The sequence below is a fragment of the Lysinibacillus sp. RC79 genome (genome assembly GCF_041262405.1).
Lineage (GTDB): Bacteria > Bacillota > Bacilli > Bacillales_A > Planococcaceae > Lysinibacillus.
In genome coordinates, this window is the sequence record NZ_JBGCCD010000017.1 from 1 (window position 1) to 24,182 (window position 24,182).

General features: G+C 38.0%; 23 protein-coding genes. 15 read left to right on the forward strand and 8 right to left on the reverse strand.

What is annotated here, in order from left to right; all coding sequences use genetic code 11:
* From ABH968_RS16165 to ABH968_RS16175, 3 genes are all read right to left on the reverse strand, one after another.
* Positions 1-283 (reverse strand): hypothetical protein (locus ABH968_RS16165; RefSeq protein WP_370045526.1); only part of this gene is annotated, 283 nt, incomplete at its 3' end.
* A gap of 434 nt (positions 284-717) precedes the next feature.
* Positions 718-921, reverse strand: coding sequence for a YlaI family protein (locus tag ABH968_RS16170; RefSeq protein WP_370045528.1), 204 nt, complete (start codon positions 919-921; stop codon positions 718-720).
* Positions 922-932: 11 nt separating this feature from the next.
* Positions 933-1,433, reverse strand: coding sequence for a peptidyl-prolyl cis-trans isomerase (locus ABH968_RS16175; protein WP_370045530.1), 501 nt, complete (start codon positions 1,431-1,433; stop codon positions 933-935).
* A 182-nt stretch (positions 1,434-1,615) separates the two neighbouring features.
* Here ABH968_RS16175 and ABH968_RS16180 point away from each other — a divergent pair, with 182 nt between their 5' ends.
* From ABH968_RS16180 to pyc, 3 genes are read left to right on the forward strand one after another with little or no spacing between them, the layout of a single operon-like run.
* The gene (locus ABH968_RS16180) at positions 1,616-1,897 is read left to right on the forward strand and encodes an Fpa/YlaN family protein (RefSeq protein WP_053483432.1); all 282 of its coding nucleotides are present in this window, start codon (positions 1,616-1,618) and stop codon (positions 1,895-1,897) included.
* 60 nt (positions 1,898-1,957) lie between these two features.
* Positions 1,958-3,142 carry an FtsW/RodA/SpoVE family cell cycle protein gene (locus ABH968_RS16185; protein WP_370045532.1) on the forward strand — a complete coding sequence of 395 codons (1,185 nt, stop codon included), beginning with the start codon at positions 1,958-1,960 and terminating at the stop codon, positions 3,140-3,142.
* Positions 3,143-3,154: 12 nt separating this feature from the next.
* Positions 3,155-6,589, forward strand: a complete 3,435-nt coding sequence (gene pyc / locus ABH968_RS16190; protein WP_370045534.1) for a pyruvate carboxylase — start codon at positions 3,155-3,157, stop codon at positions 6,587-6,589.
* 357 nt (positions 6,590-6,946) lie between these two features.
* Here the strand turns inward: pyc and ABH968_RS16195 are convergent, their stop codons facing one another.
* Positions 6,947-7,870, reverse strand: a complete 924-nt coding sequence (locus ABH968_RS16195; protein WP_370045536.1) for a COX15/CtaA family protein — start codon at positions 7,868-7,870, stop codon at positions 6,947-6,949.
* Positions 7,871-8,206: 336 nt separating this feature from the next.
* Here ABH968_RS16195 and cyoE point away from each other — a divergent pair, with 336 nt between their 5' ends.
* The 7 genes from cyoE (at position 8,207) to ABH968_RS16230 (ending at position 15,563) form a co-directional block, all read left to right on the forward strand.
* A complete protein-coding gene (gene cyoE, locus ABH968_RS16200; protein WP_370045538.1) occupies positions 8,207-9,124 on the forward strand; it encodes a heme o synthase in 918 nt (305 codons plus the stop codon).
* A 99-nt stretch (positions 9,125-9,223) separates the two neighbouring features.
* Entirely contained in the window at positions 9,224-10,312 is a 1,089-nt protein-coding gene (gene coxB, locus ABH968_RS16205) for a cytochrome c oxidase subunit II (RefSeq protein WP_370045539.1), read from the forward strand.
* Between the two features lie 41 nt (positions 10,313-10,353).
* On the forward strand, positions 10,354-12,237 hold the full coding sequence (ctaD, locus tag ABH968_RS16210) for a cytochrome c oxidase subunit I (RefSeq protein ID WP_370045540.1): 1,884 nt from the start codon (positions 10,354-10,356) through the stop codon (positions 12,235-12,237).
* Positions 12,237-12,863, forward strand: coding sequence for a cytochrome c oxidase subunit 3 (locus ABH968_RS16215; RefSeq protein WP_370045542.1), 627 nt, complete (start codon positions 12,237-12,239; stop codon positions 12,861-12,863). Before ctaD ends, ABH968_RS16215 begins: the two co-directional genes overlap by 1 nt.
* A gap of 1 nt (position 12,864) precedes the next feature.
* Positions 12,865-13,209 carry a cytochrome C oxidase subunit IV family protein gene (locus tag ABH968_RS16220; protein ID WP_053594672.1) on the forward strand — a complete coding sequence of 115 codons (345 nt, stop codon included), beginning with the start codon at positions 12,865-12,867 and terminating at the stop codon, positions 13,207-13,209.
* 928 nt (positions 13,210-14,137) lie between these two features.
* Positions 14,138-15,067, forward strand: a complete 930-nt coding sequence (gene ctaG / locus ABH968_RS16225) for a cytochrome c oxidase assembly factor CtaG (protein ID WP_370045544.1) — start codon at positions 14,138-14,140, stop codon at positions 15,065-15,067.
* A gap of 34 nt (positions 15,068-15,101) precedes the next feature.
* On the forward strand, positions 15,102-15,563 hold the full coding sequence (locus ABH968_RS16230) for a DUF420 domain-containing protein (RefSeq protein ID WP_370045546.1): 462 nt from the start codon (positions 15,102-15,104) through the stop codon (positions 15,561-15,563).
* Between the two features lie 307 nt (positions 15,564-15,870).
* Here ABH968_RS16230 and ytvI read toward each other — a convergent pair whose 3' ends face one another.
* Together ytvI and ABH968_RS16240 are read right to left on the reverse strand one after the other, a co-directional pair.
* The gene (gene ytvI, locus ABH968_RS16235; protein WP_370045548.1) at positions 15,871-16,935 is read right to left on the reverse strand and encodes a sporulation integral membrane protein YtvI; all 1,065 of its coding nucleotides are present in this window, start codon (positions 16,933-16,935) and stop codon (positions 15,871-15,873) included.
* Between the two features lie 203 nt (positions 16,936-17,138).
* The gene (locus tag ABH968_RS16240) at positions 17,139-17,504 is read right to left on the reverse strand and encodes a YugN family protein (RefSeq protein WP_370045550.1); all 366 of its coding nucleotides are present in this window, start codon (positions 17,502-17,504) and stop codon (positions 17,139-17,141) included.
* A gap of 147 nt (positions 17,505-17,651) precedes the next feature.
* On the opposite strand from ABH968_RS16240, the gene ABH968_RS16245 reads away from it, so the two are divergent.
* On the forward strand, positions 17,652-18,773 hold the full coding sequence (locus ABH968_RS16245) for a CAP domain-containing protein (protein ID WP_370045552.1): 1,122 nt from the start codon (positions 17,652-17,654) through the stop codon (positions 18,771-18,773).
* Positions 18,774-18,943: 170 nt separating this feature from the next.
* On the forward strand, positions 18,944-20,419 hold the full coding sequence (locus tag ABH968_RS16250) for a UDP-N-acetylmuramoyl-L-alanyl-D-glutamate--2,6-diaminopimelate ligase (RefSeq protein ID WP_370045553.1): 1,476 nt from the start codon (positions 18,944-18,946) through the stop codon (positions 20,417-20,419).
* On the opposite strand, the gene ABH968_RS16255 is transcribed toward ABH968_RS16250, so the two are convergent.
* A complete protein-coding gene (locus tag ABH968_RS16255) occupies positions 20,394-20,900 on the reverse strand; it encodes a PaaI family thioesterase (protein ID WP_370045555.1) in 507 nt (168 codons plus the stop codon). The genes ABH968_RS16250 and ABH968_RS16255 overlap by 26 nt on opposite strands.
* A gap of 87 nt (positions 20,901-20,987) precedes the next feature.
* Here ABH968_RS16255 and ABH968_RS16260 point away from each other — a divergent pair, with 87 nt between their 5' ends.
* The 3 genes from ABH968_RS16260 (at position 20,988) to ABH968_RS16270 (ending at position 22,963) form a co-directional block, all read left to right on the forward strand.
* Positions 20,988-21,434 (forward strand): YlbF/YmcA family competence regulator, encoded by a 447-nt coding sequence (locus tag ABH968_RS16260; protein WP_370045556.1) that lies wholly within the window; start codon positions 20,988-20,990, stop codon positions 21,432-21,434.
* Between the two features lie 170 nt (positions 21,435-21,604).
* Positions 21,605-22,657 (forward strand): tartrate dehydrogenase, encoded by a 1,053-nt coding sequence (locus tag ABH968_RS16265; RefSeq protein WP_370045558.1) that lies wholly within the window; start codon positions 21,605-21,607, stop codon positions 22,655-22,657.
* A 240-nt stretch (positions 22,658-22,897) separates the two neighbouring features.
* On the forward strand, positions 22,898-22,963 hold the full coding sequence (locus ABH968_RS16270; protein ID WP_370045681.1) for a hypothetical protein: 66 nt from the start codon (positions 22,898-22,900) through the stop codon (positions 22,961-22,963).
* Positions 22,964-23,117: 154 nt separating this feature from the next.
* Here the strand turns inward: ABH968_RS16270 and ABH968_RS16275 are convergent, their stop codons facing one another.
* Positions 23,118-24,017, reverse strand: a complete 900-nt coding sequence (locus ABH968_RS16275) for a glycerophosphodiester phosphodiesterase family protein (RefSeq protein WP_370045560.1) — start codon at positions 24,015-24,017, stop codon at positions 23,118-23,120.
* Positions 24,018-24,182: the final 165 nt, after the last annotated feature.

The window sequence follows — 24,182 nt, forward strand, 5'->3', positions numbered from 1 at the left end:
TTCGTTTTCGCGCAGAAAACATTTGCCGCTGACACTTCGTTTTCGCGCAGAAAACATTTGCCGCTGACACTTCGTTTTCGCGCAGAAAACATTTGTTGCTGCCGCTACGCTTTCGCACAGAAGAAACCCTTTTGCTATTTGGAAGGTGGATGTCGATAAAAATTAAAAGATGGGTGATAAAATGTGAAAGTTGGGTGATAAAACGTGAAAGTTTATCGATAAAATTTAAAAGTTGGGCAATAATTCCTGAAAGTTCCGATAAAACTAAAAAGTTGGATGACATTTTGTTAAAACGTATGTCATGTGAAGAGGTTGATTGAAGTGAAGGCTGGGCGACTCCTTGGGGATCAGCGGTAGAGGAACGAAGGCTAAAACCATCACATCCTGTGATAACGCCTTCGTGACCAACATCATGCTGCTGCCGCTACGTTAGCACTACGCTTTCGCGCAAAAAACATCTGTTGGCCTAAGTGGCTCATCGGACGCCCCCAGGAAAGCGCCCAGCCGAAACGGAAATCACCCCCTCGTTTTGCCGAAGAGCATACTATATTTAACTTCTTTCAGCGGGTGTCCAAATACCCGCTGAAAGAAGTTAAAGCCTCCGGACGCAATTATGCCGAGGCATAATTGATTAGGACCCTTAATTTCATTGACACAATAGTTTTCAACAACATAAAGGAGGTGTCTCAAATAATGAGTCACCTCCTTCAGTTGCTGTTAAAATTCTTTATCCATTTGTGGTGAAGTACGATAAAAACGGAAATTTCCTGTTTCAATGCGTGCGACAGTATTATCTTCAATACGATCATGGCATGTACCACACATATACGTATTAATTGGTCGATTGCGTAATTTTTTTGCTAACGGTAAATTATCATCTAAATTGTTAATTGTATCGCAAATAACGCATTTTACGCGCATTGCAATCCCTCCTACTCAGCACGAATAGCAAATACATTTTTGATCGGGTTGTCTACATTTGAACCGTCTCTAAATAGCACATGAATAGGACCATCTTCAAGTAATGGCTTGCCATCTTGGCTATATTTTAAAATTAATGTATGAGCTTCTTCGATTGTAAATGGATATTCTTTGCCATCTTCACATTCAATGACGATTGTTGTTGCTTCAGGTTTAATTTCAGCATTTTTCAAGAAGGGACTTAATTCGATCCCGAAAGTACCTGTTTCCATCCCTTTGCGGTCAAATTTTCGTTCTGATTTCAATGTTGGTGGGAAAGTAGCCCCTTCCATAATCTCACGTGACCAGTGAGCACCTACCTCACGCATATATTTAATATCCGAATCTTCCTCAACTTCTTTTGCATCGAAGTACGTTTTTAAATCTAATTTACGATCATCGAAAATCCAAACAGTGGGATCTAATGTTAGTTGGAATGTAACTGCGCCCTTGATAGGAATTATTGTTTCCATAATAGAAATCCTCCTCAAATCTTGTATATCCATGAAATAGTATAACGCTAATGACTAGAGATAATAAAGAAATATAATTCGATTTCTCTATTTTCCAATGTAGACACTTGCATTTTTAACGACTAAAAGATAAACTTTATTAAGATAGAATCGAAGAAATATCAGATAATGGGGGCGTCCTCATGGATACTAAATCACAAACTTCTTTTCAAGAGAAGGCTTTGGAGCTTTTAGTTGCTGATGCAGATAAAATTGCTCGCCTCATTCGAGTACAAATGGATCATTTAACAATGCCACAATGCCCTCTATATGAAGAAGTATTAGATACACAAATGTTCGGCCTTTCACGTGAAATTGACTTTGCTGTGAAGCTTGGACTCATTGATCGCGAAAAAGGCAAAGAAATTCTCGATTCACTCGAGAAAGAACTTTCTGTACTACATGACGCGTATACAGACAAATAAAAAGAAAAAACTCAAACGCAATTTGCGATTTGAGTTTTTTTTCTAGAATGAGGTTTTCCGATGAAACAATACTTAAAACGTTATGCACAAAATTTTGATTACCCATTATTTTTTACTTTCCTATTATTAAGTATATTTGGGTTAGTGATGATTTATAGTTCAAGTATGATGGTAGCGATTGCAATAAAAGGAAAGGCACCAGATTATTATTACCACAAGCAAGTAATCAATTTAACTGTAGCTTTTCTTGGATTTTTAGCAGCGGCATTTTTTCCGTATAAGCATTATGCAAATAAAAAAGTTATGTTGATACTAACGGCTGTATTAGTTGTACTATTTACTTGGGTAAAAGTTGCTGGTAATGGTGATGAAGCAGGAATAGGGTCTAAAAGTTGGATTTCCGTCCCCGGTTTTGGGAACTTTCAGCCTTCTGAATATGCGAAGCTATTTATAATTTTATATTTTGCTGCTGCTTTTTATCGGAAAGGACAAAAATATACACTTGAAAAGCTACAACCAAATGAAATATTTTATCCAATATTCCTCTGGATTCTAGTTGTTGCTGGTGTTGCATTTGAAACCGATTTGGGAGCAAGTATTATTTTATGTGGAATCGCTGTTTGTGTTGTAGCAGCGAGTGGCATTCCGTTTAAAACATTTTGGAAGTTTTTCGGGGTATTGGGTGCGTTTGGAGGAGTCATCTTTGGTATACTATGGTTGTTTAAAGGGGATATGTTAACGGATAACCGTATGGGCCGTATTAAATCATACATAAACCCATTTAATTATGAAAGTGGTAGTGGTCACCAAGTTGTCAATAGTTATTATGCCATTGGCGGAGGCGGTCTAGAGGGAAGAGGTCTCGGTCAATCGATTCAAAAATTGGGGTATTTGCCTGAACCACAAACCGATTTTATTATGGCGATTATTATGGAGGAACTAGGAATTTGGGGCGTTCTTATCGTTTTAGGTGGTTTAGGATTTATTGTATATAAAGGATTTTCGATTGCGTTGCGCACGAAAGATCCACTAGCACGTATGATTGCGGCTGGTATTGCGAGCTGGATTGGCTGGCAAACGTTCATCAATCTTGGGGGTGTAACTGGGTTAATCCCGTTAACCGGTGTAACGCTACCTTTTATTAGCTATGGCGGGACATCTATAATTATTCTATCTTTAGCGATCGGAATATTAATTAATGTTTCTATGTTTGAAAAGATAGAAAGAAGAAAAACACAATCATAAAGGGGGATATCAATGGAGTCAATCAAAAAAATTCTCGTAGCCAATCGAGGAGAAATTGCAATTCGTATTTTCCGTGCATGTACGGAGTTGAATATCCAAACTGTAGCCATTTATTCGCGGGAGGACAGTGGGGCATTCCATCGCTTTAAAGCAGATGAGGCCTATTTAGTGGGAGCTGGCAAGAAACCAATTGATGCTTATTTAGATATTGAGGGCATTATCACGATTGCTAAAGATGCTAATGTTGATGCGATTCATCCGGGTTATGGTTTTTTATCGGAAAACGTAGAATTTGCACGTCGTTGTGAAGAAGAGGGGATTGTCTTCATTGGGCCGACTTCCCAGCATTTAGATATGTTTGGAGACAAGGTGAAGGCGCGTGAACAAGCAATTGCTGCAGGTATTCCTGTTATTCCTGGTACAGATGGTCCAGTAGCTGATTTAACAGAGGTAGAGGCCTTTGCTAACGCACATGACTATCCAATTATGATTAAGGCAGCACTAGGCGGTGGTGGTCGTGGAATGCGTCTTGTTCGTACAGAAGAGGAGCTAGCTTCCTCCTATGAACGTGCAAAATCAGAGGCGAAGGCAGCATTTGGCTCTGATGAGGTGTATGTAGAAAAGGCTATTATTAAGCCGAAGCATATAGAAGTCCAAATTATTGGCGATCAACAGGGCAATATCATTCATTTATATGAACGTGATTGTTCGATTCAACGTCGTCATCAAAAGGTTGTTGAAATCGCACCATCTAACTCAATTTCGGAAGATTTAAGAAACCGAATTTGCGATGCTGCAGTTCAATTAATGAAAAATGTCTCATACATAAATGCAGGGACAGTAGAATTTTTAGTTGCAGGCGAGGATTTTTATTTCATCGAGGTCAACCCTCGTATTCAAGTAGAGCATACGATTACTGAAATGATTACGGGTGTCGATATTGTGCACGCCCAAATTAAAGTGGCAGCAGGCTACGGTCTTCACAGTGAGGAAATACACATTCCACTACAGGCGGATATTCCAATGATCGGCTATGCGATTCAAGCACGTGTCACAACGGAAGACCCAGCGAATGACTTTATGCCAGATACAGGGAAGCTTATGGTGTACCGTTCAAGCGGAGGCTTTGGCGTTCGTTTAGATGCCGGTAATGGCTTCCAAGGGGCTGTAGTAACACCGTACTATGATTCATTACTGGTGAAAATTTCAACAACAGGAATGACGTTTAAAGAAGCCGCAGCAAAAATGGATCGAAATTTAAAAGAGTTCCGTATTCGTGGCGTGAAAACGAATATTCCATTCTTAAATAATGTCGTAACACACGAGAAATTTTTAACGGGTGCATTTGATACAAGCTTTATCGATACAACACCTGAACTATTTAATTTCCCTGTGCGCCAGGACCGTGGGACAAAGCTCTTAAGTTATATTGGCAATGTGACGCTAAATGGCTTCCCAGGAGTAGAGCAGAAGGCGAAACCAATTTTTGTACAGCCGAGCATCCCAAAAGTCGATAAATTAATCATTCCTCCAGCAGGGACAAAGCAAATTTTAGATGCCCAAGGAGCAGAAGGGCTTGTGAAATGGATTCAAGAGCAAGAGGATGTGCTATTAACGGATACAACTTTCCGAGATGCGCACCAATCACTTCTTGCGACGCGTGTACGTTCACAGGATATGTTCGAAATTGCAGACGCAACAGCGCACATGATGCATGATTTCTTCTCACTCGAAATGTGGGGAGGCGCGACATTTGATGTGGCGTATCGTTTCTTAAAAGAAGACCCATGGGAGCGCCTTGCCAAGCTGCGTGAACAAGTACCGAATGTGCTATTCCAAATGTTATTACGTGGTGCGAATGCAGTCGGCTACACAAACTACCCAGACAATTTAATTCGAGAGTTTATCGCTGAATCAGCGGCATCAGGCATTGATGTTTTCCGCATTTTTGATAGCTTGAACTGGATTAAAGGAATGGAAGTAGCCATAGATGCTGCACGTCAATCAGGTAAAATTGCTGAAGCTGCGATCTGTTACACAGGAGATATTTTTGATGAAACAAGAGCAAAATATTCAGTTCAATACTACAAGGAAATGGCAAAGGAGCTAGAAGCAGCAGGTGCCCATATTTTAGCGATAAAAGATATGGCTGGATTATTGAAACCAGAAGCAGCATATCGTTTAATTTCCGAGTTGAAAGAGACGACAAGTCTACCAATCCATCTGCATACGCATGATACAAGTGGCAATGGTATTTATTTATATGCCAAGGCGATCGAGGCAGGAGTGGATATCATTGATACGGCGCTCGGTTCGATGGCAGGCTTAACGTCACAGCCAAGTGCAAACTCCCTGTACTATGCAATGAAGGGCAGTAAGCGGGAGGTTCGTGCCGATATCGATGCGCTTGAAAAGTTATCATACTACTGGGAAGATGTACGTAAGTATTATAAGGATTTTGAAAGCGGCATGATTAGCCCACATTCTGAAATTTATGTCCACGAGATGCCAGGAGGCCAATATAGTAACTTGCAGCAGCAAGCCAAAGCAGTGGGGCTTGGGGACAGATGGGAAGAAGTGAAGCACATGTATTCCCGCGTAAACCTTCTATTTGGCGATATTGTCAAAGTAACACCATCTTCGAAAGTAGTCGGTGATATGGCGTTATTTATGGTACAAAACGATTTAGATGAAAATTCTGTACTGACAAGAGGGCAAACTATCGACTTCCCAGATTCTGTGATTGAGTTCTTCCAAGGCTATTTAGGACAACCGCATGGTGGCTTCCCAGAGGCACTCCAAAAGGTAGTGTTAAAGGATCGTGAAGCAATTACGGTACGTCCTGGCGAGCTACTGGAGCCTGTGAATTTTGAGCAACTAGAGGCGATACTAGAGGAAAAGTTAAATCGTCCCGTGACGAAGCAGGATGTGCTAGCGTTTGCTTTGTATCCGAAAGTGTTTGAAGAGTATGCAAAAACAGTGAACTCCTTCGGCAATATTTCGGTATTAGATACGCCAACATTCCTTTACGGGTTAAAACTAGGCGAAGAAATCGAAGTCGAGATTGAAAAAGGAAAAACACTGATTATTAAACTTGTTTCCATTGGCGAACCACAGCATGATGGTACACGTGTTATTTATTTTGAGCTAAACGGTCAATCCCGTGAACTAGTCATTCAAGATATGACTGTTGAAGTAGATGGCAGCCTTGCATTAAAAGCAGATCCAAGCAACCCAAATCAAATTGGAGCAACGATGCCAGGTACGGTTTTAAAGGTAGTCGTATCCAAAGGAAGCTCTGTAAAACGTGGGGATCACTTATTAATTACCGAAGCGATGAAAATGGAAACAACAGTGCAAGCACCGAAAGACGGCGTCGTGAAAGAAGTATACGCTAGTGCGGGTGACGCCATTTCAACAGGTGATTTGTTAATTGAAATCGAATAATCGATAAAAAAGAAGGTTATTAGATGGCTTTTATAGCATACTAATAACCTTTTTTATTTTGCTATAGTGGCTCTTCACTATAATGTAGGGTTGATTTCCATTCCGGCTGAGCGCTTTCCTGGGGCGTCCGATGAAAAAGGATGTTGATCATGAAGTATTCGCCCAGCCTCCACTCCAATCAACTTATATACAGGGTATACGTTTTAACAAATGTCATCCCCAACTTATGGTGATGAATCTATTAATTTACTATTTTGCAATAATAAACTTATCGATTTTTTAACACATTAAGATAGAAGCGTTTGAAAAAATAAAAAAGATTCGCCATCGAAAAATATGGCGAATCTTTTTCTACTATTATTTGTTTTTTTCATTATAATTGCTACGTGCAACTAGCATTACCATATAGCAAAGTAGACCAAATAGAATTGAAATAAATAATGAATGAAGTAATGCGACTGTTAAATTCAATTTAGTTAGGACTACTAGCATACCAGCAATCACTTGTAAAATTACTATTGTAAAGGCAATAATCCAGCCATAGTAAATAACACGTTGATGTTTATATTCTTTTACAGCGTGCCAAGTTATGTATGCAATCCAAATGAAAAAGATAAGAACAGCTAGGCGATGTCCCATTTGCACCCATTCATACATATTATTAAAAGCTGCGAATGGTGTATCGTTATAGCAAAATGGCCAGTCAGGACATATTAAGCTAGCGTCTGTATGGCGAACAAGCGCCCCTGTATAAACGACTAAATAAGAATAAATTGTGACAGCAATCGTATGCCAACGTAATTTTTTTCCAATAAAAACGTTATCGGCATCAAATTTCCGATCGACTTCAAATACAATCATAGAAAGAAGGAGAACAGCAGCAAAGGAAATAAGAGAAATCCCAAAGTGGAGTGCTAGTATGAAATCACCTTGTCCCCACAACACTTGAGCTGCTCCAATAAGAGCTTGTGCGATTAAGAAAAACATCGCTAAGAAACCTAATAATTTTACTTCACGAATATGACCGAGTTTACGCCATGTCCAAACTGTTAACGCAAGAATTGAAAGAGATACGATCCCAGTTACAAGACGATGTGAAAATTCAATTAAGACTGCTGGTGTAATTTCTTTTGGAATAAGAGAACCATTGCAATCAGGCCAGTTTCGACCACAGCCTAAGCCACTATCTGTTTTGGTAACAAGTGCTCCACCTAGTAAAATAAGGAGCATTCCAACTGTAGCGGCAACAGCAAACCATTTCATATACCTGTTGTGTTGCATAAAATGAGTCACCTACTTTGTCTATGAACATTACATGAAAGTAATGTTTCTGCTACTAGATGATATCGAAAATACAGGTAAAAAACAACTTGTAAAGAGTAGGGAGTATTAGATGTCGATTCCATTTCACAAATTGTTCATAATTTCGTACTCTAACCTTCACAATTCATTTTAGAAAATGTTTTACTATAGATATGTTGTTTTTAATTATTTTTCTAGACAAAGCTAATTTTTACAACTTCATCTAAATTTCACTTAATGTCTAGAAATCAATCGCAAATTTCGCTATAGTAATTGGTAGCGGAATATGCTTACAAAAATGAAAGGAGAGGTATTATGTCAAACGGTCGTGCACTGACGGCTACTAGAAATGGCGGACCGGCATCAACATCTGTCGTAAAAGATTTCTTAGCACTAATAAAAATTGGCATCGTTAACTCGAATCTTGTCACAACGTTTACAGGGATGTGGCTGGCATTTCAATTTACTAGTAGACACTTTTTGCAAGAGCTAGATGTAATATTGTTCACCATGCTGGGTGCGGCATTAATTATAGGTGGCTCGGGCGCAATGAATAACTTTATTGATCAGGATATTGATCCAATCATGAAAAGAACGAAGGGTAGACCGACAGTAACGGGGAGATTTAAGCCGAATTTTGTATTGACTATTGCCCTCTCATTTTTAATTGTAGGTGAAATTTTGTTATTTGCGGCTTCGTTTGCGGCCGGCATGTGGGGACTAGTAGGAATATTTGCTTATGTCGTTCTGTACTCAATGTGGTCAAAGAGGAAGCATGTTAGTAACACGGTTGTAGGAAGTATTTCAGGGGCGATTCCACCAGTTATTGGGTTTGCAGCTGTTGAACCTGCATTAGGTCCTGGAGCACTTGCCTTATTCCTAATCATGTTTGCATGGCAACCACCGCATTTTTATGCACTTGCTATGAAACGTACTGAGGAATATCGTGCAGCTAATATACCAATGCTACCTGTAGTAAAAGGATTTAAACGTACAAAGTACTCGATGTTATTCTGGATTCTTTTATTATTACCATTACCATTCCTTTTACCAGAGCTTGGAGTAGGCTTCTTAATTCTTGCCACTGCATTGAACTTGGGCTGGTTGATTCTAGCTTTTAAAGGCTTTACTACAAAAGATGATATGAAATGGGCAAATAAAATGTTTATCTATTCGTTGAATCATATGACCATACTATTTGTATCCATCATAATTTTTGCGTTGTTTAGCTAAATTTAGGAATTCTTTCTTTTCCTAAAGAATTCATATAGACAGAACTTATTTCCTAGGTACACATGAAAATACAACAAAGAAAGAGGGGTTTAATTAAGCATGATGAAAGGGCTTAAAAAATGGCGTCTTTTTTCACTACTAGCAGTGATGATGGTTTTCCTTTCTGGTTGTGGTGAAGATTATATTTCTGCACTGAAACCATCTGGTCAAGTAGGTAAAGAACAATTCAATCTATTAATGCTAGCTACTGGGATTATGACGTTAGTTGTAGTAATAGTATCCGTTATCTATTTACTTGCATTCTTAAAATTCCGCCGTTCAAAAGTTGGCGAAAACGTTATTCCTAAGCAAGTAGAAGGAAGTCACACTCTTGAAATAATTTGGACAGTTATTCCAATTATTTTATTATTAATCTTAGCTGTACCAGTTGTTACGGCTACTTACAAATTTGCAGATGTTGCTGCGATGGACGAAGTAGATGAAAACGGTGACAAAACAGCACTTACAGTAAATGTAACTGCTAAATTATATTGGTGGGAGTTTGAATACCCTAACCAAGGTATTGTAACTGCACAAGAATTAGTTGTACCAACAGGTCAAAAAGTTTACTTTAACTTAAAAGCTGCCGATGTTAAGCACTCATTCTGGATTCCTGCTATAGGCGGTAAAATGGATACGAACGTAGAGAACTTAAACAAGTTCTATCTAGAATTCGATAAAGAATCAAAAGACCTTAAAGACGGCGTATTCTATGGTAAATGTGCTGAGTTATGTGGTCCTTCACATGCTCTAATGGACTTCAAAGTTAAAGCATTAAGCCCAGATGCATTCGATGCATGGGTAGCTTCAATGAAAGCAACAGATGGGAAAAAAGCTGACAAAACTTCAACAGATCTTGGGGAAGCAACATTTGCTAAGAGCTGTATGGGTTGTCATGCTGTATCTGGTACAAGTGGTGCAGGTACACCAGGTCCTAACTTAACTGCTTTTGGTGACCGTAACCGTGTTGCTGGTTTCTTAGAACATAATGAAGATAACTTAAAAGCTTGGATTAAGGATCCTGGGCAATTCAAACCAGGTAACTTAATGATGAATGCAGATGGTACTGCGCCAATTTATGGCGACTTAACTGACGAAGAAATTCAAGCTCTAGCAACTTATATCATGGGCTTATCTGTTGAGAAATAATTTTAAGTTTTATGTAACAAACTTTGAGGGAGGTAGAAGTTGTGAGCTCATACACACAGAAAAAGGGCTTTGGAGCAACTGTCTGGGACTACATTACAACTGTTGACCATAAAAAGTTAGCAGTAATGTATTTATTAGCCGGTACATTGTTCTTTGCTATCGCTGGTTTTGAAGCGTTATTAATGCGTATTCAATTAATGAAACCAAATAACGATTTCATCTCAGCTGGTTTTTTCAATGAATTATTAACAATGCACGGAACGACAATGTTATTCCTAGCTGCGACTCCATTACTATTCGCATTTATGAACATGCTTGTACCATTACAAATTGGTGCGCGTGACGTAGCATTCCCGTTCCTTAACTCTTTAGGGTTTTGGTTATTCTTCCTAGGTGCATTATTCCTTCACCTGTCATTCTTTATGGGTGGCGCTCCTGATGCGGGCTGGACATCTTATGCATCATTATCTTTATATTCTCCTGGACATGGTATTGACTTCTATGTTCTCGGTTTACAAATATCAGGGGCAGGTACATTAATATCAGGTCTTAACTTTATCGTTACGATTATTACAATGCGTGCTCCAGGTATGACATTCATGCGTATGCCATTATTCACTTGGACTGCACTTGTTTCAAGTGCATTAATTTTATTCGCATTCCCTCCATTAACAATTGGTTTATTAATGATGTTATTTGACCGTATGTTCGGTGGTAACTTCTTTGACCATACTATGGGTGGTAACACAATTATTTGGGAACACTTATTCTGGATCTTCGGACACCCAGAGGTTTATATCTTAGTATTACCGGCGTTTGGTTTATTCTCTGAGATTATTCCAGCGTTCTCTCGTAAACGATTATTTGGATACTCTTCAATGGTATTCGCAACAATTTTAATCGGTTTCTTAGGGTTCATGGTTTGGGCTCACCACATGTTTACAGTTGGTCTTGGGCCAACAGCCAACGCAATCTTTGCTGTTGCAACAATGGCAATTGCCGTTCCAACAGGTATGAAAGTATTCAACTGGATCTTAACTATTTGGGGCGGATCTATTAAAGTTACAACACCAATGCTTTATGCACTTGGTTTCATCCCGTCATTCGTTGCGGGTGGTGTTACAGGGGTAATGCAAGCATCTGCACCTCTTGACTACCAATTACACGATTCTTACTTTATCGTTGCTCACTTCCACTACGTAATCGTTGGTGGTATCGTAACAGCGTTATTTGGTTCAGCGCACTTCTACTGGCCAATTTTCTTCAACCGTATGTTAAACGAAACACTTGGTAAAATTACTTTCTGGGTATTCTTTATTGGATTCCATTTAACGTTCTTCGTTCAACACTTCTTAGGTTTAATGGGTATGCCACGTCGCGTATTCACTTACATGGAAGGTCAAGGATGGGATCAGTTCAACTATATCTCTACAATCGGTGCATTAATGATGGGTGTAGGGGTTATCTTAATGGTAATCAACTGCTTAATGTCAATCAAAGGCAAACCAGCAGGTCGCGATCCATGGGGCGATGGACGTACATTAGAATGGTCAATTCCACAACCAATCCCATTCTATAACTTCCGTCAAACACCACTTGTTCGTGGTTTAGATCCTTGGTGGATTGAAAAACAAGAAGGAAATAAAGAAGTTACATTTGCTGAGCCAATCGGTGATATTCATATGCCAAATAACTCAGCTATCCCATTTGTTATTTCTATGGGCTTGTTTATCGCAGCATTCGGTGCTCTTTATAATCCAGATGCAGATAAACCGTGGTCAATTTATATTTTAATTGCAGGTCTTGCAATTACATTTGGTGCTATGATTTTCCGTTCTGTTAAGGACGATCACGGCTTCCACTTACACAAAGAAGAAATTCTTGAAATTGAAGAACATCTTTATGGCAAAGGAGGAAATAAATAATGGATTTCAATACTAAATTTACTCCTCATACTTGGCCAGATCATCCTGAACAAGCTACGATGGAAGGGAAAAATAAAGTTGTTGGTTTCTGGATTTTCCTTGCCTGTGAAGTTGTACTTTTCGCAAGTTTATTCGCTACTTACCTAGCGCTTAAGAACAAAGGGCCTGCTGGCATGGAGTTCACAACACAAGATTTGTTTGAATTACCTTTAGCTTTCGCTATGACGATGTTATTATTAACATCTTCACTAACGTCTGTTTATGCAATTTACCATATGCGTAACTTTAACTTTAAAGCTATGCAAACTTGGCTTGGTATTACATTACTTTTAGGTCTTGGATTCTTAGGTCTGGAAATCTATGAATTCAACCATTATGTAGGTCTTGGTTTTACATTTAACCAATCTGCATTCTCAACTGCGTTTTATTCATTAGTTGGTACACATGGTTTCCACGTAACATTAGGTCTTGTGTGGATTTCTACGTTAATGCTTCGTAATGCTAAGCGTGGTCTTAATTTATACAATGCACCTAAATTCTTCGTGGCTGCATTATACTGGCACTTTATCGACGTAGTTTGGGTATTCATCTTTACAGTAGTATACTTGATGGGAGTGATCGGATAATATGTCTTCACACGATACACCTATAGTTGCTAAGTCTCAGGCACAATACGAGTATGATCGTCATCATAATGCCGTTCATATGCGTAAACAAGTAATTAACTTTGCGATTATGATTTTCTTTACGTTTATCGCATTCGCAGTAGTTGCAGCTGATTTTTCTAAATACTTAATATTACCGCTCATCTTATTGCTTGCTGGTGTTCAAGTTGTTCTTCAACTTTACGCTTTCATGCACTTAGAAGACAAAAAAACACACTTCGGTGGTGTAATTGGTTTCTTCATGTGGATGGGTATACTAATCGCATTTACTTTCTTCTTAGCTTTTTTAACAATTATTTGGTGGTAATCACCAAAGAAGCACGTTCCCTACTTTCAGTAGGAACGTGCTTTTCTTTTTTCTATTGTGTCAATGAAATTAAGGTGTTATCAAGTATGGTTTGGGCAAAACGAGGAGTTGATTTCCGTTCCGACTGGGCGCTTTCCTGGGGGCGTCCGATGAGCCGCTTCGCTTCGCTGCAGGGTCTCGGGCCAACAGGATGTTGGTCACGAATGCGTTATCACAGGACGTGATGCTTTTAGCCTTCGTTCCTCTATATCGCTGATTCCCAAGGAGTCGCCCAGTCTCCACTCCAATCAACTAATTAGCATAACACACGTTTTAACAAAATGCTCTCCAGCTTTTGAGTTTTATTGGAACACTTTCAGGAATTATCGCCCAACTTTTGAATTTTATCGACATCCACCGTCCAAAGAGCAAAAAAGATACATACACAAAACTGTGCGTGAGTCCTTTTTCTTTATCATGTCGCCGGTCTCCACCTCAATCAACTAATTCGCATGAATTCTCTAAATATGTCGGTTTAATTTATGTGATAAAAAGTTACTTCACTGTTAAAAAGTATATTCTGTTCAATTATGGTTCAGGGTCCTAGTGTCCGTTTTGAAATGTATTTAAATTAATAAAAATTCTACGCTATTGTTGATTGGAGTGGAAGGCTACTCGACTCCCGTGGGAAAGCGAGACAGGCGAGCCCCTGCACGGAGCGCAGCGGAGGAAGCGGCTCGACGCTCGCCCACAGGAAAGCGAGTAGCCTGGAACGGAAATCACCCTCATTAAAGTGCTACAACATTCACAGATTTCCTTGAACATTATGTTTTTTACACTTCGAATAACAGTAAATTGTGGATAGTAATTTGTTCACCTTTCGTTCATTGCAGAATAAGTGTAAGCGTTCTATAATAGGAGTACTGAAGTTTAAAGGAGTGCGTTCTGTATGCCACTTAGTATATTTGGTTTCCAAGCTTTATGGAGCCCATATTTAATAGGGGTTCTTGTTTTCATAACAGTCATCTATTTTTTAGTCACAACAAAGTGGCGCAAGGATTTTAAAGTAAGTGAGCCTTTGAAAAAGGAAGAGGCTATTTATTTTGTACTGGCAATGGTAACGATTTATATTATTAAAGGATCTCCAATAGATTTAATGGCGCACATTATGTTTACGATGCATATGGTGCAAATGGCTATTTTATTGTTACTTGTACCGATTTTCTTAATTAAGGGGATTCCTTGGTGGGTATGGAAAGTTGCGATTGAAGCACCGGTAGTTAGATCTTTATTTAAAACATTTACAATCCCTGTCGTTGCGGTATTTGTGTTTATTGGTTTATTTTCTTTTTACCACTTACCTGCAGTATTAGACTACATTAAATTAAATGAAACTTTACATAGTACATATACGTTTGTATTATTTGTTTCTGCAGTTTTAATGTACTGGCCTTTGATTCAAAAGATGCCTAATAGTCCACAAATGAAACCTTTGTATAAATTAGGCTATATCATTGCTAATGCGGTATTAATTACACCTGCTTGTGCGTTAATTATTTTTGCATCAGACGCTATGTATGAAACATATACAAATGGTGAGGCGTGGTTAAAAGCAATGGAACTTTGTGTACCAGCTTCCACATTATCTAGTTTATCTCTTTCCGGACCAGAGCTCTTTACAAATATGTCAGCTGTTGCCGATCAGCAACTAGGCGGTGTTTTAATGAAGATTTTACAAGAGCTTATTTTTGGGGTATTACTCGGATCAATCTTTATTAAATGGTATCGTTCAGAACAAAAGGATCCTGATAAAATTACTGCTGATGCGTTAAAAGAACATCAAAAGAAATGGGAAAGCCAACATCAACATCAGTTATAAAAAGAAACTTTAATTTGTATAAGGGGTTTTGTAAATGGAATTGCACATTTTGCCTACTATAAGTACATCATTCATCGTTATTAGTGCAGTACTTGTAGCTATTGGTTGGGGCTTAATTATAAAAGGAAAAGTAGAGGCACATAAAAAAGTAATGCTTGCAGCAGGAGTTGCAGCACTTATCTTCTTTATTATTTATGCTTCACGAACAATCTTTATTGGTAACACAGCGTTTGGTGGCGGAGAAGATTTAAAACCATATTATACTTTCTTCTTAATTTTCCATATTACTCTGGCAACAACTGGAGCAGTATTTGGCATTGTTAGTATCATTTCTGGTTTAAAAACTAATCTCAAGCTTCACCGCCGTATTGGACCGATTACAAGTATTATTTGGTTCTTCGTAGCTATTACCGGAGTTTTAGTATACATTTTACTATATGTTATGTTTGAACCAGGTGAAACAACATCTGTCATTAAAGCTATATTAGGCTTTTAACTTCTTTCAGCGGGCGTCCAAACATCCGCTGAAAAGAGGAACTCAGGCTAAGAACTGCACGTCTTGTGAAAACGCTTGAGTGACCAACATCGTGTTGTTGCCGCTGCCGCTTCGCTTTCGCGCAGATAAAACCCTTTTGCTGTCGCTTCGCTTTCGCACAGACAAAACACCTTGTTGCTGTCGCTTCGCTTTCGCGCAATAAACATTTGTTGGCCTAAAGTCTCCGGCGGACATGCAGGCCCAAGCACAAACCGATTCCGGACGCAATTATGCCAAGGCATAATTGATAAAAAAAAAATCTCCCTCCTTATTTTTGAGAAGGAGGGAGATTTTTTATGGATGTTTGATTAAATAGGGAAAGGACAACAACAACGAGTAAAGGACCGATTAAAATACCAAAAAATCCAAACATTTTAAAACCGATAAACATTGCAATAAAAGTTGTTAGTGAGGAGAGCCCAACCTTATTTCCAATAACTCTAGGCTCAATCATACGTCGAACTAAAAATTGTAAGATCGTTAGTACGACTAACATAACAGCATAGATATATTCACCTGTAAAGGCTTTGTATATTGCCCAAGGAAGAAGCAAAATAAATGAGTCTAAAAAGGGAATGAAATCTAAAATGACTAGTAAGAGTGATAAAATAAGTGGGAATGGTGTTTTAAGAAAATAAAAGGTTCCAAAAGCTATAGCAAAAATGCAAATACCAACTAAAAATTGTGCTTTCATAAAACCAAATAAAGCAAGTTTTACGCGCTGTCCAATAAATAGTATTTTTTGATGATAATGAAACGAAATAGGCGCTAACATTTTACGGTTAATATTTGGTAATTCTAAAAGAAACATATATAAGACAATCCAATAAACAAAAATATCAAACAAACGAGAAGTTATATACGTAAGTGAAGATGACCAAACATTCATATTTGTTAAAGAAAGAGCATAATTCTCGATTGAAGATAGAGCTCGTGCTATCATAAGTTGAATTTGTATAACAAGATCTAAGGGCAAATGATAAGTATAGTTGGAAAGCTTGGATTGTATTTCAATCCATAGTGCTGATAGCTGATTGAGGTACTCTGGAATATGAATGATAAATGTTGAAAATTGTTTCCAGCTTATAAATATAATGAGAATACATAATAGTAATGTCATACTTGAAAAGAATATAAAAAAAATGGATGCGACTATTTTGCGTTTTTTTCGGAACCGTTTACTAATTCGTATGATGACCGGTTCCAATAATAATGCAGTTACGTAGGCAAGCAGTATGGGTAATGACAGGGATATAAACCAGAGAATTGCAATTCCGACAGCTATAACGATGATCGGATGGCGAAAAAAGGGGTGTTTGAAAAATTGTAACATTTATCTCACCTACATCATGTAAAAGATATAGTTAGTATGAGAAGAAATAAAATTTTTACTCAAAATAAAAAAGACTGGACCACCAGTCTTTTCAGATTTAGCTATTGCACTGCATGCTGTTGCCAATTTGCTGTTGCCTGATAAATTTAAAATGATTTCGATGTTTAATCGACATGTATGCACCGTGAAATAACTATCTAAAATTATGCATGAATTTCAAAAGCTTGTAGGTCTAATTTAACCTTTTTTAAGATTTCTTCACATTTTTTTACAAGATGAGCTGGGAAAACTTCATCATCACCATACTCAACGCCGTGTGGATAGTAGTACTTACCAAGTGCTGGTTTCATTAATGTTAGGATTGCATCGTGTGCACCAACATCACCAGATTTTGCATATGCGAATACACGTAGGTAATAACGTCCCTCACGAGTATCGAAACGCTTATCAAATGTCATACGCTCGTAATCCCAGCCGCCATCACATTCTAAACCATTGTTTTTCATGACACTTACAATAAGTTCTTGATCAGCTGTTAAATTTTCAAGGTTAGTATTTTCAAAATACATCTATAATCCTCCTTTAGGTTCTCGTACCAAAGTATACGCTCATTTTTATAATAGAGCATATTCGACATTGTTGCAATGACAACATTGTGTCAACCCAATTACAATTGATATAATAACTTAGAATAATGTGATAAGAAGGAGTCATGTATGAAAGCTTTATTTCGCATTTTTATGGCATGTGCTGCAATTGCGTTGATTGGCTTTATGTTTTTTAATACACCACGTGAAAACGAGCCACTAAAAGGCCCGAATGCCAATTCAAATATTATTCCCAAAACCGAATTAAAGCAGCCTGAAATGGGGGCAACAACACGTCCTAAAAGCGGGATGTCGACATTAATCGGTCAAGGAGCAAAGGTAGTTTTGGAGAAATACGGTAAACCAGTACGAAAGGAACCATCATCCTTTGGTTACGATTGGTGGATCTATAATACAAATGCTTCTACATTTTTCATGGTAGGCGTTGAAAATAATGTTGTGACACAAGTTTACATTGCAGGTAAAGATTTAGATGCTTACCCTTTTAAGGTTGGTCAGAAGCGCGATGATATATACCGAATGACAATCATTGATTATGAAGTAACTGCGAATGTCGGAAAAAATATTTTCGTTTTCTCAATGAGTGAAGAAGATATGCAGACACGATTGCTTGTAAAATTCGATGGGCTTTTTGCACAACTTTATATAGATAGAGAAACGGGTGAGCTACAAGGAATACGCTTTACTAATAGTAAAACGCTTGTTCTTCATCAACCTTATGAAATGACTTATCAAGGCGAGTTAGTTATACCAACACCACCATCTTCCTTTTTACAGCAGGAAATTAATGAAGCGAGTGCTACAGAGCTTGACGATTTAATAAATGTAACAAGAGTTCAACATGATTTAGCTCCATTAAATATTGATGAATCATTAGAAGAAGTTGCAAAAATGCATAGTGAAGATATGAAGGTTCAAAATTTCCTTGCTCATGAATCACCAACAAATGGAGATTTAAAAAAGAGATTGGAAACTCATGGAAACGAATATAGTGAGGCGAATGAAAATCTTGCGACTGATTATTTTGATGCGATCGAAGTAATGCATGGCTGGCTTAATTCACCTGAGCATCGAAAAGTCATTTTAAATGATAAATATACGACAGTGGGATCTGGAGTATTTTTAAACTATTATACGCAAATATTTTTAGAATCTTCTTCTCAGGAGCTGGATAGTGAGAATAAAGACTCTGAGGAACCAGTAGAAAATATTGATGAATCATCACCATAAATAGAAATTTAAGACTGAAGATAAACTTGGCGAAATCAAGTTTATCTTCAGTCTTTTTATTTTTAGGCGAAATAGATAAGCAAATAAATAAGCACAATGAGCGCCTACATTTTTCGTCACACCGGTACATACGCCGTCATATGATAGAGAACCGAAAGGGGGAATGAAGCTTGCAATTAGCTGAGCTATTAAAAGACTGGCCATGTAGCGTAACCGGAGGATCTATTCGCACAAATATTACAGGCGTTGAGGATTATGCTCAGGCAATAAAACCTGGGGATATTTTTATTGTACGTAAGGGTAAAAAAACATCGGGAAGTCGTTTTGTCAAAGAAGCATTAGCTCGGGGTGCAGCCGCTATAGTATCAGAGGAAAGTATTTCACTACCTATTACCGATCAAAATATTCCTTTTGTTTGGGTTCCGAATACATCCCTATTTTTATCGTATGCGAGTGCAAAGCTTTCAGCCTTTCCAGCAGAAGCATTAACCGTCATTGCGATTACAGGTACAAATGGTAAAACAACTGTGAGTCATTTTGTGAGCCAATTGCTAAGAGCGCTACATAAAAACGTTGCAGTTATTGGAACTGTAGGATTTTTCATCAATGAACAGAAACAACAAACAGTGTATGAGCAATTAACTACATTACAGGCAAAAGAGTTGCATCCGATTTTAAAGCAATGTGTACGAAATGGTGTTACACATGTTGTTTTAGAAGCTTCATCAATGGGATTACAGCAACATAGACTTGATCATTGTGATATCGATTGTGGCGTTTTTTTAAATTTATCGGAGGATCATTTAGAAGATCACGGAGGACTTGAGGCATATAAACGTGCGAAAAAAAGGTTGGCAGATTTATCGAAAAAGCTAGTGCTAAATGGAGATGATAATTTTTGCCGTTCCGTCGGTATATATGATAAGAAAAAATCCTGCTCATTTGGCTTTGATAATCATAATGATTTACATATCCAAATTGTCAGTGAATCAATTGGAAAAACGGTACTTTGTTTACAAACGTCATCGAGTGAACATATTGTAGAAATCCCTTTTATCGGTAAATACCATGTGCAAAATGCTGTAGCTGCGTTAATGACTTTATGGCGTCTAGGTTTCTCAATTGAAGAGATAGCAGAGCATATGTGGTTGTTAAGGCTACCAGAAGGAAGACTTGAGAAAATAGGCAATCCATTTGGGATTGATGTGTTCGTAGATTACGCACATACTGCAGAGGCATTACAGGCTGTTTTGCAAACTTTTGATCGCTCGAAAACCCTTTATCTTGTATTTAGCTGTGGGGGAAATCGAGATAAGGCGAAACGTTTTGCGATGGGAGCAGTCGCTAGTAAGTATGCGGATGTCATTTTTTTAACAACTGATAATCCACGTGATGAAGACCCTATTTTAATTAATGAAAGTATTGTTGCTGGTTTTACTGAGCAGCAATATTATGAAATCTATCTAGATCGAAATGTTGCTATTCATCAAGCATTAGCAAAGGCAGAAAAAGGTGATATTGTACTTGTTGCCGGAAAAGGGCATGAACAGACCCAACAAATAAAAAATCAAAAATTCCCTTTTTCCGATCAACAATGTATTCGAGATTACTTTTTAAATCTTATGTCTGAGGACGGCGTTGAATGACAAAGAAAGAACCAGTCGCAATAGCAAGTTTTCGTCCAGTCTCATCCTCGATATCACATTCCATCACAAGTGTCTGACGCCCTTTATGTACGAAACGTCCACGAGCGATTAGTTCCTTGTTAGTCGTTGTAGCAATATAAGAAATATTCATATTTGTTGTGACAACATTGTAGCCTTCTGGTACCGAACGCGAAGCAAGTCCTCCCATTGCTGCATCTGCAATTGTTGCAATAATCCCACCGTGTGGTACTTTAATGGTATTATGGATTACGGGTGTAATGGGAATACGAACTTCACTAACTTCAGTCTCAAATTTGCCAACCATGTGTAAGGCAGCATTAATATAACGTCGATGAATCCCTTCCTGTTTATCGCGAAGACCAGACAATAAATGTAGTAAAACTTCCTCATCTTCAGCTGTACTATGTTGTAAAATCTCTGCTAGTAATTGTTCTATTTGTCCTTTAGATGATGGTACCAATTAAAAAACTCCTTCATTAAAAATTATCAATAATGTAAAATTACCATAAAATCTGTTATGATGGGAAATAGATTGGGGGAATTAAAAATGATGATGACCTCTGACTGGGCAATCATTTTGGATGAGGCCGATGCGCTTTGTGGGATGATTCTTTCCTCTGAGCCTGCGAAAATGCTACAGCAAGCATATAATGCTGTATATAGCGATGTCCAAATAGTCGAAGCTATTTATGCATTTAATCGCATGAAAGAGCAGTATGAAGATGTACAACGTTTCGGAAAATATCATCCGGACTATCGTACAATTATGAAATCGATTCGTCAGCAAAAGCGCACGCTCGATTTAAATGAAAAGGTTTCGGCTTTGAAAATTGCTGAGAATGATTTTCAAGATTTGCTTGATCAAATAAGCTTACTTATAGGGAAAACTGTTTCAGAAGCGGTAAAAGTTCCTGTAAGTAATCCGTTCTTTGCAGCAGGTTCTTCATGTGGTGGAGGATGTGGCTCAGGCGGTTCTTGCTCTTGCTCTGCATAAACAAGGTAATACTTTTTTAGACTGTATGCAAACTCGGTTGAGTTTCTATACAGTCTTTTTTATTACTATGCTATGTTGTAACGACAGCCATAAACATCAGAATGTAATTATGGCGGAAAAATTGTATAGTAATTGAATAGGCGATATAGAAATTAAAGGAGGATTAACAGATGGAGACTTATCGAATTGCCGTTATACCAGGAGATGGGATTGGTAAAGAGGTTGTACCAGCGGCGATAGAAGTTCTTAATAAAGCGGCTCAATTAGATGGCAGCTTTCAATTTGAATGGACAACATTCCCATGGGGGTGTGATTATTATTTAGAGACAGGTAAAATGATGCCTGATAATGGTATTGAAATTTTGAAAGGTTACGATCAAATCTTTTTAGGTGCTGTAGGCATGCCGGATTTAGTACCAGATCACATTTCATTATGGGGGCTACTTATTAAAATCCGCCGCGAGATGAAGCAATCTATTAATGTGCGGCCAGCAAAACTACTTCAAGGTTTGCCTTCACCTTTACGTAACCCAAATGGCTTTGATTTTGTTGTTGTACGTGAAAACTCAGAGGGAGAGTATGCTGAAAGTGGTGGCAGAATACATAGTGGACAGGATGAGGTTGCTATCCAAAATGCTATTTTTACAAGGAAGGGAACAGAGCGAGCAATGCGATATGCATTTGAAATGGCGAAAACTCGACGCCAGCATGTTACAAGTGCGACAAAATCTAATGGAATTACATACAGTATGCCTTTTTGGGATGAAGTATTCGCACAAGTAGGTAAAGATTACGAGAACATAGGACAAGTATCTAATCATATTGATGCGTTAGCTGCCTTTTTAGTGATGAAACCAGAAAGCTTTGATGTCATTGTTGCATCAAATTTATTTGGGGATATTTTAACCGACTTAGGTGGTGCAATTATGGGAAGTATCGGAATTGCTCCAGCTGCAAATTTAAATATAGAGCGACAATATCCATCCATGTTTGAACCAGTCCATGGCTCTGCCCCTGACATTGCAGGACAAGGGATAGCAAATCCGCTTGGACAAATTTGGACAGGTAAAATGATGCTTGATTTTTTAGGCTATCATGAGCTTGGTACAAAAGTGCTGAATGCGATGGAAGCAACATTAGCAGAAGGTATTAAAACAGGTGATTTGGGAGGAAAAGCGACATTACGCGATGTAACAGATGCGGTATTACGTCATTTACAATAAAGTGACATCTTAAACAGTGGGGTTTTCTTCAGCCCTACTGTTTATTGGTATTTACTAGAATAAAATCTGCTGAAAAAATGAAGAGGTGAAGGCCACATGATCAAATTTTTTTGAGTATAACTGGCAAGTAAGAGACGAAAGGTAAAAAATCTCTCAATTGAATTACGAGGAGAAATCATTGAATTTTTGAAGTAATAAGAGAATTTTAGCGATGAGATTGTAAAGGTCTCTGGGGATACAATTACTTATACAAAAAATGAAATTTTACACCATGTTATTGCACATGAATTTCATCATATTGGGTAGCTATCTGTGTGGCAAGAGAATTAGATTTATCCCCGATACCTGCTAATTATATAGGTAGAGAAATTAATAAAAGGTAAGGGCTGTTAGAAGAAGGCCCTCACCAATCAATGTGTTAACCATTATAAAATGGAGAGAAGGCTCCATTCCTATGTTCTTATTTTTGTAGTAATTCTACAGCAATATCAGGTCGATCTGTAATAATACCTTTTGCGCCGTTGTGAATTAATTTATTCATTGTTGTTACGTCATTGATAGTCCAATAATGAACAGGGATGTTTAAATTGCTTAAAAACTGGATAAACTTCGGAGATTCTAATGTAATGACTCCTGATTTAGGCGGTATTTGGAATACATCTACCTTAGGGTGATATAAATGTCCGAACTGGCTTGAGAAAGAAGCGAATGCTTTACGAACATCTGATTCACCTGCACCGAGTGCTACTTGATTTTGCGCATATAAATTAAAACGATCTACCTGTTCACCATGAAAGCTTGTGACAACTACTCGATTCTCAGCACCAAGCTCTTCAATTAAACGCCATAGTTTAGAAGGCATTAAACTTCCTTCATACGTATCTGGTGCATCTTTAATATCAATATTTACCAACATGTTTGGGTAAGCTTCTAATAGTTCACGTAATGTTACAACATCTGTTTTTTCATCTCGATAAGGAAATTCCCCATCCAAATCTTCAAATTGATAACCGTGGTTTAATGCATTTATTTCTGCTAAAGTCATATCTGCAACAAGTCCATAGCCATCTGTCGTACGATCAACAGTATCATCATGGAAAACGATAATTTCCTCATCTTTGGTTAAGCGAATATCTATTTCAAAACCGTCAACACCTAATTGTGCGGCTTTTTCAAAAGCAGGCATTGTATGCTCAGGTGCTAAATGAGCACCGCCACGATGTGCGAGAATAATTGGGTGATTAAATTGTAATGCCTGTTTACCTTCTCGTTGTTGAGGTTTGGAAATAGCTTTACTACCTGCCCAAGCAGCTGCACTTGCCGCTGCGATTGCAAGCGCAATCTTTGTTTTCTTACCCATATTCGTCCTCCTTAACAATTAAATTAATATAAATAGTACCGGCAATTTCACTTTTAAATTTCAGCGAGCAAACAAAAAGATCTAACTTTAACTAGTACTCTATAACTTGCATAAGTGAATGTAAAACTCTTAGTCAACGTTGCATGCTTTTCCATTATAACGGAA